The 15511-nt window shown below is 37.5% G+C and carries 14 protein-coding genes and 1 CRISPR repeat array (1 of these 15 only partly in view); all 14 genes read left to right on the forward strand.

The window, feature by feature from the left end:
• Positions 1-1290: direct repeats of the CRISPR family, unit length 33 nt; unit sequence GTCTAGCTCTGTATAGAGCTAGTGGATTGAAAT (it extends 1987 nt beyond the left edge of the window).
• Positions 1291-1460: 170 nt separating this feature from the next.
• Positions 1461-1997, forward strand: coding sequence for an HdeD family acid-resistance protein (locus IGJ34_RS02335; RefSeq protein WP_069653989.1), 537 nt, complete (start codon positions 1461-1463; stop codon positions 1995-1997).
• 144 nt (positions 1998-2141) lie between these two features.
• Entirely contained in the window at positions 2142-2852 is a 711-nt protein-coding gene (locus tag IGJ34_RS02340) for a response regulator transcription factor (RefSeq protein WP_069653928.1), read from the forward strand.
• Complete coding sequence (locus tag IGJ34_RS02345) at positions 2839-4206, forward strand: sensor histidine kinase (RefSeq protein WP_069653927.1); 1368 nt, start codon at positions 2839-2841, stop codon at positions 4204-4206. Before IGJ34_RS02340 ends, IGJ34_RS02345 begins: the two co-directional genes overlap by 14 nt.
• A gap of 108 nt (positions 4207-4314) precedes the next feature.
• Positions 4315-4938, forward strand: coding sequence for a PepSY domain-containing protein (locus IGJ34_RS02350; RefSeq protein WP_069653926.1), 624 nt, complete (start codon positions 4315-4317; stop codon positions 4936-4938).
• Positions 4939-5262: 324 nt separating this feature from the next.
• Positions 5263-5886, forward strand: a complete 624-nt coding sequence (locus IGJ34_RS02355) for a nitroreductase family protein (RefSeq protein ID WP_430598028.1) — start codon at positions 5263-5265, stop codon at positions 5884-5886.
• A gap of 26 nt (positions 5887-5912) precedes the next feature.
• Complete coding sequence (locus tag IGJ34_RS02360) at positions 5913-7004, forward strand: FecCD family ABC transporter permease (protein WP_430598029.1); 1092 nt, start codon at positions 5913-5915, stop codon at positions 7002-7004.
• Between the two features lie 2 nt (positions 7005-7006).
• Entirely contained in the window at positions 7007-7771 is a 765-nt protein-coding gene (locus IGJ34_RS02365) for an ABC transporter ATP-binding protein (protein ID WP_069653923.1), read from the forward strand.
• Between the two features lie 39 nt (positions 7772-7810).
• Complete coding sequence (locus tag IGJ34_RS02370) at positions 7811-8818, forward strand: ABC transporter substrate-binding protein (protein ID WP_430598030.1); 1008 nt, start codon at positions 7811-7813, stop codon at positions 8816-8818.
• Positions 8819-9294: 476 nt separating this feature from the next.
• A complete protein-coding gene (locus IGJ34_RS02375; protein ID WP_430598031.1) occupies positions 9295-10233 on the forward strand; it encodes a phosphate/phosphite/phosphonate ABC transporter substrate-binding protein in 939 nt (312 codons plus the stop codon).
• Positions 10234-10406: 173 nt separating this feature from the next.
• A complete protein-coding gene (gene phnC / locus IGJ34_RS02380; RefSeq protein WP_430598032.1) occupies positions 10407-11171 on the forward strand; it encodes a phosphonate ABC transporter ATP-binding protein in 765 nt (254 codons plus the stop codon).
• A complete protein-coding gene (gene phnE / locus IGJ34_RS02385; RefSeq protein WP_206834176.1) occupies positions 11171-11950 on the forward strand; it encodes a phosphonate ABC transporter, permease protein PhnE in 780 nt (259 codons plus the stop codon). Before phnC ends, phnE (IGJ34_RS02385) begins: the two co-directional genes overlap by 1 nt.
• Entirely contained in the window at positions 11947-12729 is a 783-nt protein-coding gene (phnE, locus tag IGJ34_RS02390) for a phosphonate ABC transporter, permease protein PhnE (protein ID WP_430598033.1), read from the forward strand. The genes phnE (IGJ34_RS02385) and phnE (IGJ34_RS02390) overlap by 4 nt, the downstream gene beginning before the upstream one ends.
• A gap of 17 nt (positions 12730-12746) precedes the next feature.
• On the forward strand, positions 12747-13982 hold the full coding sequence (locus IGJ34_RS02395) for a metallophosphoesterase (RefSeq protein WP_430598034.1): 1236 nt from the start codon (positions 12747-12749) through the stop codon (positions 13980-13982).
• Positions 13966-15501: a bifunctional metallophosphatase/5'-nucleotidase gene (locus tag IGJ34_RS02400; RefSeq protein WP_430598035.1), complete on the forward strand. Its 1536-nt coding sequence runs from the start codon at positions 13966-13968 to the stop codon at positions 15499-15501. The genes IGJ34_RS02395 and IGJ34_RS02400 overlap by 17 nt, the downstream gene beginning before the upstream one ends.
• Positions 15502-15511 lie beyond the last annotated feature (10 nt).

A 15511-nucleotide genomic window follows, 5' to 3' on the forward strand; every position in this document is an offset into this window, starting at 1 on the left:
ATAACTTTGACGGTTTCTTCTGACAATTATTTTGAGTCTAGCTCTGTATAGAGCTAGTGGATTGAAATGGTATTACGTTAAAAATATCAGCACCAGATAAACGTCTAGCTCTGTATAGAGCTAGTGGATTGAAATAAGTGCTGTTTATAATGCCTTGATTGCTGGTGGATGTCTAGCTCTGTATAGAGCTAGTGTATTGAAATTAAAACTGCAACTTTACCCGCTAACTCGTCAAAACGTCTAGCTCTGTATAGAGCTAGTGGATTGAAATTGGCATAAAACTAAATATGTGAGCTATCACATCAAGTCTAGCTCTGTATAGAGCTAGTGGATTGAAATAGCCCAACGTGATCGATTACTATCGTTTTTATCTGGGTCTAGCTCTGTATAGAGCTAGTGGATTGAAATAAAAGCAACCCACTTTTAAATCTCAAAATACCGTGTCTAGCTCTGTATAGAGCTAGTGGATTGAAATAATATTTGGAAAGCAATTTAGTGTTTAATCATGAGTCTAGCTCTGTATAGAGCTAGTGGATTGAAATCCAATATTATTATTTGATCCATGAAACCCCTCCTCGTCTAGCTCTGTATAGAGCTAGTGGATTGAAATTCAGCAAAGAGGATGGCTTGATTAACGTGAACAGCGTCTAGCTCTGTATAGAGCTAGTGGATTGAAATAACAAGCCTGACATCGATGATAGCGAGCTGTCAGATGGTCTAGCTCTGTATAGAGCTAGTGGATTGAAATCTGTTGAGAATGTCCCGATTCAGCCAAAACAAGATGTCTAGCTCTGTATAGAGCTAGTGGATTGAAATACTTGTTGTCATTTGATAGAGAAATCTGATATCTAAGTCTAGCTCTGTATAGAGCTAGTGGATTGAAATAGCAGAGCGAGGCTTGGCTCACTTCGAATCCGTAGGTCTAGCTCTGTATAGAGCTAGTGGATTGAAATAGACGTTAGCACGATCCCACGTGAAGCAATCATATGTCTAGCTCTGTATAGAGCTAGTGGATTGAAATGCTCTTAACAAGTGGGTCAGCGGATGGCAAAGACTGTCTAGCTCTGTATAGAGCTAGTGGATTGAAATAATTAGTGGTGATTTATAGTCTATTTGTTGTATAGTCTAGCTCTGTATAGAGCTAGTGGATTGAAATTGTTGGTAAGTTGACTTTTGCGGATTCCAAAACAAGTCTAGCTCTGTATAGAGCTAGTGGATTGAAATCTGCCATCGATCAATGTAGCTTTGCAGATTGCGGTCTAGCTCTGTATAGAGCTAGTGGATTGAAATGCTCGTACAGTCTACGCTATCGATTTCCTTGTACTCGTCTAGCTCTGTATAGAGCTAGACACTACCTAAGATTCCAAAATAACAATTACTGATTCATATTGCTCGTCTTATTTAAAAAAATTCTATACAATATAAATGGAGACAAGTAAAACGGTAGTGGAGGGAAATGAATGAATAACGTGATGGAACAATTAAGGAAATATGCATTATTACGAGGAATTGTTTATATGATTTTTGGATTGTTGATTGTGATCAATCCTAGGAGTGTGTTCCAAGTCGCTGTTTACTTTATATCAGCTTATATTGCAATCAGCGGTGTATTAAATCTTTACGATGGTGTTAAAGTCAAAAAAGCAACCGGTACCTATGGAATGAGTTTTCTAGGTGGAATCGTCTTATTAGTGATTGCAGGAATCGTGCTTGTTTTTGCGAAGGGAATCGTAAGTATTTTACCGATTTTCCTAGGTCTTATGATCGTGATTATTGGCGTGACTCGTGCGATTCAATCCGTAAACTTACGAACATATGTCAATGTTAGTTGGATGCCGATGTTGATTTATAGTGTAGTTTTGATTATTGCTGGATTAGTATTAACGTTTAATCCATTTAGTAGTTTACTGGTACTTTTCCAATTATTTGGTGGTATTTTGATTTTTATGGGAATTGGCGAAATTGTTGCATATTTCCAATTACGTAAAATTAATTAGCAAAAAAGAGGCTGAATTTTTGGCTTCTTTTTTTTTACATAGTAGAACTTTTAGCGGAATCTAATAAATGAAAAAATTTTCATCATGATTTGATTGACCTCGCTTTAAATACTGGGTACTCTATACAAAAAGGCGGGTGGAAAAATGAAGGACATAGTCATTTTATTAGTGGAAGATGAAGCGAGTCTAGCTAATTTTATTTCGGAAGAACTTCGATTTGAAGGATATGAAGTACTACACGCAGCGGATGGTGAACAAGCATTAGAGCTATATGAACAAAATCAAGAAAAAATCACGATGCTGTTATTAGATTGGATGTTGCCAAAATATGATGGAATCACAGTTGCTAGAAGGATTCGTCGAGCGAGCCAAGTCCCGATTATTATGATGACCGCCAGAGACCAAGTAACAGATAAAATTACTGGATTGGATGCTGGGACAGATGATTATATTACAAAACCATTCGATATCGAAGAATTATTGGCTAGAATCAGAGTGATTATTCGTCGCCAAGAACAATTCCAGAAACTTCAGCAACAACCTGTACTATTTCAGTATGGTGATTTAACCTTAGATATAACGAAACGAGTAGTCAAACGATATAATGAAGACATTCAATTGACTCAAAAAGAGTTTGAGTTACTGGCAGAATTAATCAAACATCCAGAAGAAGTACGTTCACGGGATGAACTATTGAATGCAGTATGGGGATATGATTATTTTGGGCAAACGAACACTGTAGATGTCTATATACGTTCACTAAGAAATAAGATGGACCATGATTCATCTTGCCGATTGATACAAACGGTTCGAGGAGTAGGTTATGTATTGAGGATGAATAATGAAAAAAATTAAAACGACACTCAAACAACGAAAAAATACAACACAATTTCAATTGACCATTCGTTTTATTGGATTACTTATTTCTGCTGTACTAATTTTAAGTCTAGCGATTATGGGCATTACAGTAGCAGAACTATACGAATCAACGGAAAAACAGGCAGAATTGTTGGAAGATTCTTTAAAAAATAGTGATGCAAAAGAGGCTAAAGAATGGCAAGAAGTTCTAGTGAAAAATACTTCAAAGGACAGTTCTCTTTATCTCATTTACGTTCAGTTGAACTCTGGGGAAGTCATTTATTCTTCCGACGATGCCGAAGAGGTATTTCAGGAATTTCCCCAGTTGAAACAATTCATTTTAGTTGACCGTATTTTATGGACAAGTGAAATCGAGCCTTACTACTATGAAAGTTTTAAAAAGGAAGGGGCAAAAGTAACGATTTTAATAGATATGGAAGACCAATTTGAATTGATTGGGCGTATTTTTTCGTTAACGATTTTTATCACGTTGGCTGTAATTGTCTTTGGATCGCTGGTAACACATCGTTTTTCTAAAAAATTAAGTGGTTCATTGGTGATCATGGATGAGGAAATCAATCAACTGAATATCTCGGATTCTAAACAACAGCTAACGATACCAAAAACACCGCAGGAAGTTCAAAATATCTCAAAGTCGTTCAATCAGTTACTAGTGAAGCAAAGAATATATTTGAAAAGAGAGCAACAATTCGTCACAGATGCCTCTCACGAACTAAGAACACCGATCGCTGCAATTCGCGGACATGTTAATTTGATCAAACGCCGTGGCGTGTCACATCCAGAAGTGATCCCAATCTCGCTTGATTATGTGGATAAAGAATCAAAACGACTAGAATTACTTGTAGAGAAATTACTTTTGTTAGGCCGTTTAGATACACAAGTTGATACAGAATCGGTGGATTTATCTTTGATGATTCAACAAACAGTCGATGAACTGAAAGTCATGATGTCACAAGAGGTCATCCTTAACATTGAATCAGGAATTTTTGTTGAAGGGCAAGCAGAACATTTTTATCAGATTGCACGGAACTTACTGGAAAACGCTATGAAATATACAGATGCTGCTGGGACAATCACTGTTGAACTATTTTCTGATGAGGCTACGATTCGCTTCATTGTTGAAGATTCCGGTATGGGAATTCCTGATGAGGAGAAAGCAAAAATATTTGAACGTTTTTACCGAGTGGATCAATCCCGCTCCAGTGAGATTTTTGGTACAGGAATTGGCTTATCGATTGTGAAGGAGCTTGTTGAAAAATATCAAGGGGCCATCGCTGTGACAGATGTATTGCCTAAAGGAACTCGTTTTGTCGTGACGCTTGTAAAATGAAGATTTCTTCATTTAACTTTCATGTTGATTTATTTTTTAATAGGATTTACCTGCTAAAATAATAATGTAAAGCAAATCAGAAATGGAAAATTGAAAGGGATGGATAAAATGAATAAAAAGATGATAGTAGTAGGTACACTATGTTTAAGTTTTGCTCTAGCGGGCTGTACAAAGACAGATAAGTCGTTAGAGACAAACCAACAAAGTAAAGTGAGTACAGAAGTGAGCCAATCAACAACGCAAAATTCTAGTAGCACGTCAAACAGCGCTACGAAAAAACAAATACAGATAAATGTAAGTGTAGAGGATGCAATCAAAGCTTATAATGAGGCATACCCAAATACATCAATCACCTCTTTGGAGTTAGATCCTTCATTTGGTGTCTATTATTATGAAATCAAAGGTGTAGATGATTTTAAGGAATATGAAGTTAAAATCAATGCAGAAACGGGCGATCTTAAAAAAGATCGTGAAGAAACATTAGATGAAGATGAACAAAATGGTGTCGAAAAGACGAATGAATCCTTAGATTTGAAGAACATCAAATCTTTAGAAGATGTCTCAAAAATTGCGCAAGACAGTGTCGGAGAAGGAACAGCAATCGAGTGGTCGTTAGAACGAGACCTATCCGTTACTTATTGGGAAGTAAAAGTACAAACTGGAAATAAAGAGATGACTGTAAAAATCAACGCTCAAACAGGAGATGTTTTGGAGAAAAAATTAGACGACTAAAAAGGGAACAGATTCTATTTTTATGGACTGTAAAAGGATGCAACAAAAGTTAAGGTTGGGACAGAAGGGATTATTTCCGAAGCAAAGTGAAGTAATTACTTCTGCTCCAAGCGTTTATTCGGATTCCTTGAGGCTTAGATATGACTCGTAGAGTTGTGTTTAAGCCTCATTTTTTTAATCTAAAAATAGAAAAGAGACTTGCAAATAAAATAATGAAATGGTACTCTTAATTCCTAATTGAGAATGATTTTCATTGTCAGTTATTACGATGGTTTATTCTAAAATGATACTACAGATAAAGGATAAAAGAATAGGAGAAAAATGATGGACATTGATTCAATTGAGCAAGCCATTAGAGAGCGCCGGACGATTCGGACATTATCCAATCAAGCAATCTCTATGGAAGTTATAGATGAACTATTAACAAGTTCAAGTTATGCCCCTTATCATTCGAAAGAAGAACCGTGGGAAGTCATTATCGTCAATGTTGCGCAAGATCGTCAGCTATTTGTTGAAAAAATCATGGAAAGCTATGATCGATTGAATACATGGGCACACTATGATCAGCAAAATCTAGCAACAGCCAAAAAAAGAACACGTGATTATTTTCTAGCGGTTCCTTTGACCTTGATTGTCACAGCGCCTACACATGAAAGTGAAAAAATGAACTTGGAAGCAGTAGGGGCTGTTTCAGCGTTTATTCAAAATTTTCAATTGGCTGCTTGGTCAAAACAAATCGGCGTGACTTGGCGGACGATTCCAGTTATTTTTGATGAGAAGTTCAAACAGGCTGTTGGCGTGACAGCAGAGCGACAAATTATCGGGTTGCTTGATATCAGTGCAATAGATGAAACGATGAAAATCCCGACAAGCCGGAGAAAATCGGTAGATCAATGGACAGCTCAACTGTCTGATAAAATAGCGGAAATGAGTGAAGGCAATGAGTAGTTCTGATACACAGGAGGCGTATTTTTTTGCAAGTAATCAAGGCAAGTGATAGAAGAAACAAGACGAAAAATCAGCAATTTTTTTCGTTGATGTTGTTAGTATTGATCGCACTTATTTTCTTTTCAATTGTTTACTCGTTGATCAATGGGCAAGCGAATATTTCTATGGAAGATGTATTTCAAATTCTGTTAACCAAAATATCAGGTGGTAGATTTGGATCGCTTGATGGAATCGCGAGTAATTCAGCGGTCAATATTATTTGGTTTGTTCGGACACCAAGAGTGATTTTAGCCGTTTTTGTGGGCATGGGGTTGGCTATTACTGGAGCTGTGATGCAGGCTGTTGTTCAAAATCCGTTAGCGGATCCTTATATCTTAGGCATTTCCTCGGGCGCTTCACTGGGTGCAACTTTTGCGATTTTGGTCGGATTTGGTACTGGAAGTATTTTTTCTCAATTTGGGTTAGCTTTTGGAGCATTTGTTGGTGCGATGGCTGCGGCATTTGGTGTGCTTATTTTGTCGGGAATCGGTGGTCGCATGACTTCGGTTAAATTGGTTCTATCCGGTTCGGTGATTGGTGCTCTTTGTAGTTCAATAGCAAGCTTCATTGTTTATCTTGCGAATAATGCGGAAGGCATGAAGACTGTAACATTTTGGGCAATGGGGAGTTTAGCTTCTGCAAGCTGGAATAAGTTGAGCGTTTTGTCGATCATGGTTGTTGTGATCACGGGTTTCTTTTTATTTCAACATCGTATCTTGAATGTGATGTTGTTAGGTGATGAAGCGGCGGTTACTTTGGGGGTTCCTTTGAGCAAATATCGTCAATTGTATTTACTATTGTCTGCTCTTTTGACAGGAGTGATTGTGGCGTATTCTGGCATGATTGGTTTTGTAGGATTGATCATTCCGCATATCGTCCGTGGGTTTATCGGGTCAGATCATAAACGGTTGCTACCGATTGTCGCTTTGTCAGGTTCTCTCTTTATGATTTGGGCTGATTTGCTTTCAAGAGTCATTATTCCAAGTGTAGAACTGCCAATCGGTATTATTACATCCGTGATCGGTGCACCGTTATTTATCTACATTATTGTCAAAAAAGGCTACAATTTCGGAGGCTAACAATGGAATTAACTGTAAACGACTTAGAAATCTTGATCGGACAAGAATCGATCGTTAAAAGTATCTCTTTTCAAACACAAAAAAAACAATTTGTGGGGATTATCGGAGCGAATGGTTGTGGCAAATCAACGATGTTAAAAGGGATATATAAAGGAATCAAACCGCAAGCTGGCCGTGTATTTTTAGATGAGTTGGATCTTTTAGCGGTTTCTGAAAAGAAAGTGGCTCAAAAATTAGGTGTAGTGAATCAGTTTAATGAATTAAATTTTGATTTAAGTGTTTTTCAAATGGTTTTATTGGGGCGAACGCCGCACAAGAAGTTATTAGAATCAGATACACAAGAAGATAATGAGATTGTGATGGATGCGTTAGCTAAGACCAATTTAACTAGCTATTCTGAGCGAAGCTTCTTGTCACTATCTGGTGGTGAAAAACAAAGGGTGATTTTAGCTCGGACGATTGCACAACAGCCTAGTTATATGATTTTAGATGAACCGACGAATCATTTGGACATTCGCTATCAGCTTGAAATATTGAGTTGTGTAAAAAATCTTGGAATCGGAGTTTTAGCCGCACTCCATGATTTAGAACTCGCAGCTCATTATTGTGATTATATTTATGCAATGAAGGCAGGGAAAATCATTGCGGAAGGCAAACCTGCGGACTTATTTACCGCGAATTTGATTGAAGAGATTTACGGTGTTAAATGCACGATTTATCAAAATCCAGTGACCCGGGGTTTAGGATTTTCTTATTCATTAGACTAGTCCCAAGGTTTAAATTTATATGTAGAGGAAGCGAAAAAAATGAAAAAAGCACTTATTGTTAGTTTAATAGGGGTAACGATTTTAACAGGTTGCGGTCAAAAAGAGCAAAAGTCTGCTGAAACAAAACAAAGTGAAGGGTATCCTGTAACGGTTCAAAATTTTACGAAAGCAGAAGGTGCGGAAAGTTGGAAAAAGAAAGAACAAACTTTTGATAAAGCACCAGAAAAAGTTCTAGCGAATACACAACCTGCAGCAGAGTTATTACTGCATTTAGGCTTAAAAGATAAAATTGTTGGTGTCGGTGCAGTATTTGGCGAACCTGATAAAGCAGTCGAAAAAGAGTTTAATGAATTGAATCATTTATCTACCGATTATATTGGCAAAGAAATGGCGCTAAGTGTTGATCCAGATTTGATCTATGGACGCGGGGGGCTGTTTGATAACCAAGACTGGGGTGTCGGTACCGTTGATACGCTAAATGAAATGGGAATCAAAACCTTCGTATTGAATTCTTCTGTAACGGGTGGCACGTTTAATTCTGTTTATGATGATATCGATAATTTAGGCAAAGTATTCAATGTAACGGATAAAGCAGACACATTCAAGGCAGAGTTGAAAGAGCGTCAAGCCAATGTCGAGAAAAAACTTACGAAAATCAAAGAAGACCAAACGTTTGCTTATCTTCATACAACAGATCCAGCTGAATTATATGTTTATCCTGCAAATAATGAAACGTTTTTCAATGACATTTTCAAAATGGTGAAACTAGACAATGTTTTCAGAGATGAAAAAGGTGAAGTCAGTATAGAAAAATTGATTGAAACAGATCCTGATGTTTTGATTGTAGCAGATTGGAGCACGTTGAAAGAAGGGATTTCTGGCGATAAAATGATCAATGAAGTCTTGAAAAATCCAAAACTTTCAAGTATGAAAGCCATAAAAAACAAAAAAGTTTATGCGATGGATTATAATTATATGTTTGGTTATGGCTACCAATCATTAGATGGAATTGAAAAATTAGCGGATCAAATGTATCCGGAAAAATAAGCAATCGTCTATTCTGTATCAAAGGAGGTTGGGTCAAGACTCTATGAGTAATAGCCCCCCTTTTTTTGACTACATTCAAAGAATGAAAGGATAACAAGAGTTTAGTGTTATTGAAGAACAACAAATAGTACGAAACACTCAAAAACCTTTGTAATAAAGGTTTTTTCTACTTTAAAATAAAAATAGATCAGACCATAAAATAAGAGAGAAATGAAAACTAGTCTAGAAAAAAAGGAGATTTATGCTATACTAAATTTAGTTTGTTACGTTCATTTTTAAGGATAAAAACAGTAGAATTTACTGAATAGTAACAGGCAATTGCACGATTGATTTACATAAATAATAATGAAGCGGATTTCAGAAAATTTACACAACATTTACGCCATTATTATGATAAATTTACACCACTAAAATACAATGGATATAGCTAAAGTAGGAGAGTAATTTCAACTTTAGGAATATCGACATGCGAAGGGATGGAAAGAGTGAAAAAGAGAACGAAATTGTTAGGGTTGCTATCTGTTATTGGTTTGAGTGTGGGGTTACTTACAGGATGTGGGTCAGGTGGCGATAAAAAAGCTGCGGATGATACGAAGCCATTAGAATTACAATTTGTACCAACCAACAACGATGGCTCAATGGAAGCAAAAGCGAAACCTTTCGCAAACTATTTGTCAGAAAAATTAGGACGTGACGTCAATGTTACGTTAGCAACAGATTATTCAACAATCGTTGAGGCTATGGCATCAGGCAAAGTAGATATCGGGATCATGCCGCCATCAGCATACGTTCAAGCACGTAATCAAAAAGCTGCCACAGCGATTCTATCTTCTGAACTAGGCGCGTTCAACCGTGAAACTGGGAAACCAGAAGCGGATAAATTATCTAGCACCTTCAAAGGTGAAGTGCTTGTACGAGCAGATAGCGGAATCGATTCTTTGAAAGACTTAAAAGGCAAAAAAATCGCGAGCTTAAGTCCCAATTCAGCCAGCGGCTATATTTATCCAGTTGTTGAAATGAAAGAATTAGGGATCGATCCAACGAAGGATGTCACACTGACAACGGTTAATGATATTCCAAGTGAAATTACCGCTGTTTTGAATGGCCAGCAAGACGCTTGTTTTGTTTTTGAAGGAGCACGTAATGTGTTTGCCTCAAAATTTGAAAAAGATGACTTGTTTAAAGAGTTAAAAGTCTTATATCTAACAGATGGTGATATTCCAAATGATGCAATCGCCGTTCAACCTAAGATGGATAAAGACCTACAAGCAAAAGTCAAAGAGGTTTTCTTGGCAATGCCCAAAGATTCAGAAGGCGCAGAAGCGATGGCAATGTGGGGACACAAAGGCTATGTAGAAGCGGACGATAAAAATTACGATACAGTCGAAGAATATACAGAAAAAGCAGCAGAATAAAGCGTTGCGACATGAATGAGTGACCTAACGAGGACGAGACAAAAGCCTTTAGCTTTGATAATTAAAAAGGAGCTGCTTTTTTCTCGCCGTTTATTCGGATTTAGAGCCTGAAACAAAACTAGGAATTAGTTTTGTCTCAGCCTTTTCTATTTTTTTATTAAAAAGGAGAAATCATGATTCAGTTTGAAAATGTAACAAAAACCTACAATAATGGGGTCAAAGGACTTAAAAATATTAATTTAACCATCAACGACGGTGAGTTTGTGTCAGTGATTGGATTAAGTGGCGCGGGTAAAAGTACATTGTTACGCTCGATCAATCGGTTAAATGAAATCACTGAAGGCAATATTAACATCGATGGTGCTTCGATCACGAAAGCCAATAAAAGAGATTTACGCAGAATTCGTAGAAATATCGGCATGATTTTTCAACATTTTAATTTAGTAAAAAAAAGTTCTGTTCAAAAAAATATTATTTCAGGTCGACTAGGCTATTATTCCACGCTGAAAAGTATCTTTGGGATTTTCTCAAAAGAGGACTATGCATTAGTCAATGACGCGTTAGGTCGTGTTGGCCTAGCAGATAAGCTTCATTCAAGAAGTGATGAGTTAAGTGGTGGGCAACAACAGCGTGTGTCGATCGCAAGAACGTTGGTTCAACAAGCATCGATTATTTTAGCAGATGAACCGGTAGCGTCATTAGATCCAATCACGACACAAAAAATCATGAAAGACTTAAAGAAAATCAATCAGGAGTTGAATCACACAGTAGTGATCAATCTTCACTCTGTCGATTTAGCCCGTGAATTTTCTAGTCGAATCATTGGTTTACGTGATGGAGAAGTTGTTTTTGATGGGACTGTAGCAGAAGCGACTGATGAAGTCTTGACGAGTATTTATGGTGCGGATATTTTGAAACAAACTGAAGGTGTTGCGTAATGAAGGTAAAAGATACGATTCACCGTGATTTATATAAGCATTTATTTATCGTAGTATTGCTCCTTTTATGTGTGTATTCAAGTGCACGTGTGACTGGCGCCGAAATGGCAGATGTTTTTAATAACTTAGATCAGATGGGCATTTTTTTACAACGTTTTCTTAGTCCTGATTGGGGGTATATTCCTAAAATCATTGAGCCGATGTTGAAAACAATCAAAATGTCTGTAGTTGGAACCACGCTTGGCGTAATATGTGCTGTGCCGTTTGCATTTCTAGCGACAACAGTTGTAACCAGAAACTTTTTTATAACAACAATCATTCGTTTTTTTATGAGTATCGTTCGGACAATTCCTAACCTATTGCTGGCGGCACTGTTTGTAGCAATGTTTGGGATCGGTGAATTCACGGGGGTCTTAACGATTGCTGTTTTCACATTTGGGATGGTTTCACAATTAGTTTACGAAGCTATCGAAACAATCGATCATGGACCAATCGAAGCAGCTGAATCAGTTGGTGCAACAAAGACTCAGATTGCTTTTTGGTCAATTGCACCGCAAATATCGCACCAAATTGCCAGCTATTCTTTGTATGCATTTGAAGTCAACATTCGTGCATCAACGATTCTAGGTTATGTTGGTGCTGGTGGAATCGGTGTGATTTTAAATTCGTCATTGAGCTTGATGCGCTATGACCGAGTGTCGATCATTATTTTATCTATTTTAGTTGTGGTGATCACAATCGATTGGATCAGTGAAATGATCAGAAAGAGGTTGGTATGATGCGCATGAATCGAAAGTTAAAAAGCTATTTGCCGATCATTATTGTTTTAGCAATCATTTTTTATTCGGCAGCGGGGATTGATTATTCTGAAGCTGGAAATATGTCTTTTGATATGGTTAAATCCGTATTTTCAGGATTATTCCAACCTGATTGGGGATACATTTATGATGGAAGCGGTGAAGATTTACTAAGTTTGTTATTGTTAACGATCGGGATCGCTTTTTTAGGAACCGTTATTGCGACAGTATTAGCATTACCTCTAACGTTTATCAGTGCCCACAACCTATGGAAATCAAATACGATCGTTTCAAAAATCGGTAAGTTCATTTGTAATGTCTTAAGAGCTTTTCCAGAACTTGTTTATGCTATTATTTTTGTGAAGATGGTTGGTCCTGGCCCGTTTGCTGGGGTCTTGGCAATCGGCGTTCATCAGATCGGAATGTTAGGTAAATTATATACCGAAGAAATCGAAGCGATGGATGAGGCGCCAGTAGAATCAATGACTGCTGTGGGGGCTAATTTTTGGCAGACAATGTTTTATGCGCGCTTGCCTCAATTGATTCCAACCTTTTTGTCATTAGCGTTGAACCACTTTGAAATAGCCGTTCGCAGTGCTGCAACACTTGGGTTAGTTGGAGCCGGTGGAATTGGTGCGCCAATGATTTTTGCGATTCAGGCAAGAGCCTGGGATAAAGTCGGGATTATCTTGTTTGGAATCATTATTACAGTATTTTTAATCGATGCTGTAACTGGTTATTTACGTAAAAAACTACAGTAATTCGTGAGGATAGAAAAATGGATAAAGTAACGATATTAAGTACAACAGATGTCCATGGTTTTTTAACAGCCGCAGCAAATGGAGAGAACGGTCTTTGTTCTCTTCCTGCGATTGCTGAAAAGTATCATGAACCGATTCTGATCGACAATGGTGATTTTTTAGTGGGTAGTCCTGAGACTACTTTTTTTAATACCACTATGGCTATTTCGCCTTTGATTGAATTAGCCAATACTATTGGATTTGATGTAATGGTTCCAGGAAATCATGATTTCGATTATGGAATTGATTTTTTGAAGCGTCAAGTTGCTGCGTTTAACGGTCAGTACCTTTGCGCCAACGTCTTAGATTTAGCAGATGAATTGATTTTTGAGCCGTATACGATTATTGGACGTGGTGAGTTGAAAGTTGGTGTAATTGGTGTGATCACTGGTGCAATGCCCCAAATCACTGATTATGATCAAATTAAGGATTTGAAATTCATCAATGTGCTTGAGAGTTTGAACCGCTGGGTACCGCTTGTGCGTGAACAGGTCGATGTGTTGATTGTCAGCTACCATGGCGGGATTGAACGGGATATGGACACAGGGCAGCCTACGCAATACGATACAGGAGAAGATCAGACTTATCGAATCATTAGTGAAATAGTTGGGATCGACGGTGTGGTATGTGGGCATCAGCATCGAATCAATGCAGGAATAGTAAACAATACAGCATTTGTCCAACCTGGCTATCGAGGCAATTACATTGGAGAATTAACTTTTTCGATTCAAGAAAATCAAGTGACAGATAAAAAAGCTCAATTGATCAGTACCGAAAAAGTTGCACCAGCTAGTTACTCTTTGTACGATCAGTCAGATTACAAAAAATGGTTGGAAAAAAAACTTGATCTAAGCTGTTTTCCACAATATTTAGCGAAGAAAGTTCCAGGAACGTTTTATGCTGTTAACGTAAAAGGAACAACAATTGGCTCTTTTTTAAGCAGCTTTAGGCCACCGTATACGCTATCAACCTACCATGTCTCTCAAAGCGAACTGAAAGAGCTACTGTTAAGACAACCTATTGAAGGTCTAACCATAGTAAATGGCCAACTCATACCTGACCAATCGAGTTATCGAGTAACGACTAATGAACCAATCTTTCCAAGTTATCGTTTGGAAACAAATTATATTTATAATCTGTTTGACGAATATATAGCTTGGATTAATATGAATCAATACAGGAATGAGGTGAAACAAGATGAAGCAACAACTTAAAATTTACTATACATCAGATGTTCACGGCTATTTATTTCCAACCAATTATGCGGATACACAAGAAAAAGATATGGGGCTATTAAAATGTATGCCAAACTTTCAAAAAGATGAGAATACATTGATTATTGATGGTGGAGATATGCTGCAAGGCTCAGCTTTAGCAACCTACTGTCAAGCTCATCCGGAGGAAGGGTTTCCTCAAGCAACGGTCTTGAATCAAGCTGGCTATGATTTTGTCACATTAGGGAACCATGATGTTAATTATGGCACAAGTTACTTGTATCAGTATTTAGATGCCCTTCAAGCAACCTGTGTGTGCGAGAATATCTTAGATAAAAGCACTAATACCAAAAAATTTCCGTGGACGATCAAAACCTTAGCGAATGGCTTAAGAGTAGGCATTGTCGGCGTGGTGACAGAGTATATCACTGTTTGGGAAAAAGCTGACAATATCAAAGATATCACGATAGCTGATCCATTTATAGCGGCAAAAAAGGCGCTAGAGGAAATGAAACCACAAGTTGATCTTACGATTTGTATTTATCATGGCGGGTTTGAAAGAGACGTGAAATCAGGGAAGCTCTTGTCTAAAACACGTGAAAATATTGGCTATAAAATCTGTGAGGAACTTGATTTTGATTTATTGTTGACAGGACATCAGCATTTATTGATCGAGGGACAATTGCTGCATGGTACTTATGTTGTACAACCGTCATCGAATGCGCTAAATTATTTTGAAATCGATATTGAAAAAACGAATAATATCATAGATATAACAGCGAGTGTAGGCAAACCTAGTGCTGTTCCAGATTCTGATTTGGTAAATGAATTAAAGCCTTTGGAAGCAAAAGTACAAAGCTTTTTGGACCAAGCAATTGGCAAACTGGACAGCGATGCATTAGCGAGCGACAAGTTAGAGATGGCACTGCATGGAAGTCCAGTGATAGAATTAATTGGAGCGATTCAATTACAAGCTAGTAATGCTCAAATCACAGTAGTTTCTTTAGCAAATACATCACCTGGATTTCATAAAGAGGTAACGATGCGAGATGTGATTGCGACGTATCCATACACGAATCAGCTGATTACGCTAAACATCACTGGGGCTCAATTAAAAGAAGTTGTGGACAAAAATATGGATTATTTTAGTTTGGACAAACAAAATAAAGTGAACATTTCAACCCATTACTTGTATCCTAAAATTGAACACTATCATTTTGACTTTTTCGTTGGAATTGATTATACGATCGATCTCTGCCAAAAGGCTGGAAAGCGTGTAACCGAGTTGCGTTATAATAACCAGCCGATCAAAGATACAGATGAATTTACGATTGCTTTAAGTGATTATCGAGCAAGTGGTGGTGGCGGGTTTAAAACCTATCTGGAATGTCCTGTTCTTAATGAAGGGGCAGAAGAAATTGTTGGATTGATTGTTGCGTACATTCAGGCAAAAGAAGAGATAGTAGTGCCTAAAAATATGAATTACAAGATCAATCATTCGTGCGCTCAAGAGGGATGAATGTTGGTTG

It is taken from the genome of Enterococcus sp. AZ177 (genome assembly GCF_050544585.1).
In the GTDB taxonomy this organism is placed as follows: Bacteria; Bacillota; Bacilli; order Lactobacillales; family Enterococcaceae; genus Enterococcus_L; species Enterococcus_L plantarum.

What these genes read in the sequence shown, in the direction of transcription:
- IGJ34_RS02335 (WP_069653989.1), top strand. Translation starts at nt 1,461, where the DNA reads ATGAATAACGTGATGGAACAATTAAGGAAATATGCATTATTACGAGGA.
- IGJ34_RS02340 (WP_069653928.1), top strand. Translation starts at nt 2,142, where the DNA reads ATGAAGGACATAGTCATTTTATTAGTGGAAGATGAAGCGAGTCTAGCT.
- IGJ34_RS02345 (WP_069653927.1), top strand. Translation starts at nt 2,839, where the DNA reads ATGAAAAAAATTAAAACGACACTCAAACAACGAAAAAATACAACACAA.
- IGJ34_RS02350 (WP_069653926.1), top strand. Translation starts at nt 4,315, where the DNA reads ATGAATAAAAAGATGATAGTAGTAGGTACACTATGTTTAAGTTTTGCT.
- IGJ34_RS02355 (WP_430598028.1), top strand. Translation starts at nt 5,263, where the DNA reads ATGGACATTGATTCAATTGAGCAAGCCATTAGAGAGCGCCGGACGATT.
- IGJ34_RS02365 (WP_069653923.1), top strand. Translation starts at nt 7,007, where the DNA reads ATGGAATTAACTGTAAACGACTTAGAAATCTTGATCGGACAAGAATCG.
- IGJ34_RS02370 (WP_430598030.1), top strand. Translation starts at nt 7,811, where the DNA reads ATGAAAAAAGCACTTATTGTTAGTTTAATAGGGGTAACGATTTTAACA.
- IGJ34_RS02375 (WP_430598031.1), top strand. Translation starts at nt 9,295, where the DNA reads ATGGAAAGAGTGAAAAAGAGAACGAAATTGTTAGGGTTGCTATCTGTT.
- phnC (WP_430598032.1), top strand. Translation starts at nt 10,407, where the DNA reads ATGATTCAGTTTGAAAATGTAACAAAAACCTACAATAATGGGGTCAAA.
- phnE (WP_206834176.1), top strand. Translation starts at nt 11,171, where the DNA reads ATGAAGGTAAAAGATACGATTCACCGTGATTTATATAAGCATTTATTT.
- phnE (WP_430598033.1), top strand. Translation starts at nt 11,947, where the DNA reads ATGATGCGCATGAATCGAAAGTTAAAAAGCTATTTGCCGATCATTATT.
- IGJ34_RS02395 (WP_430598034.1), top strand. Translation starts at nt 12,747, where the DNA reads ATGGATAAAGTAACGATATTAAGTACAACAGATGTCCATGGTTTTTTA.
- IGJ34_RS02400 (WP_430598035.1), top strand. Translation starts at nt 13,966, where the DNA reads ATGAAGCAACAACTTAAAATTTACTATACATCAGATGTTCACGGCTAT.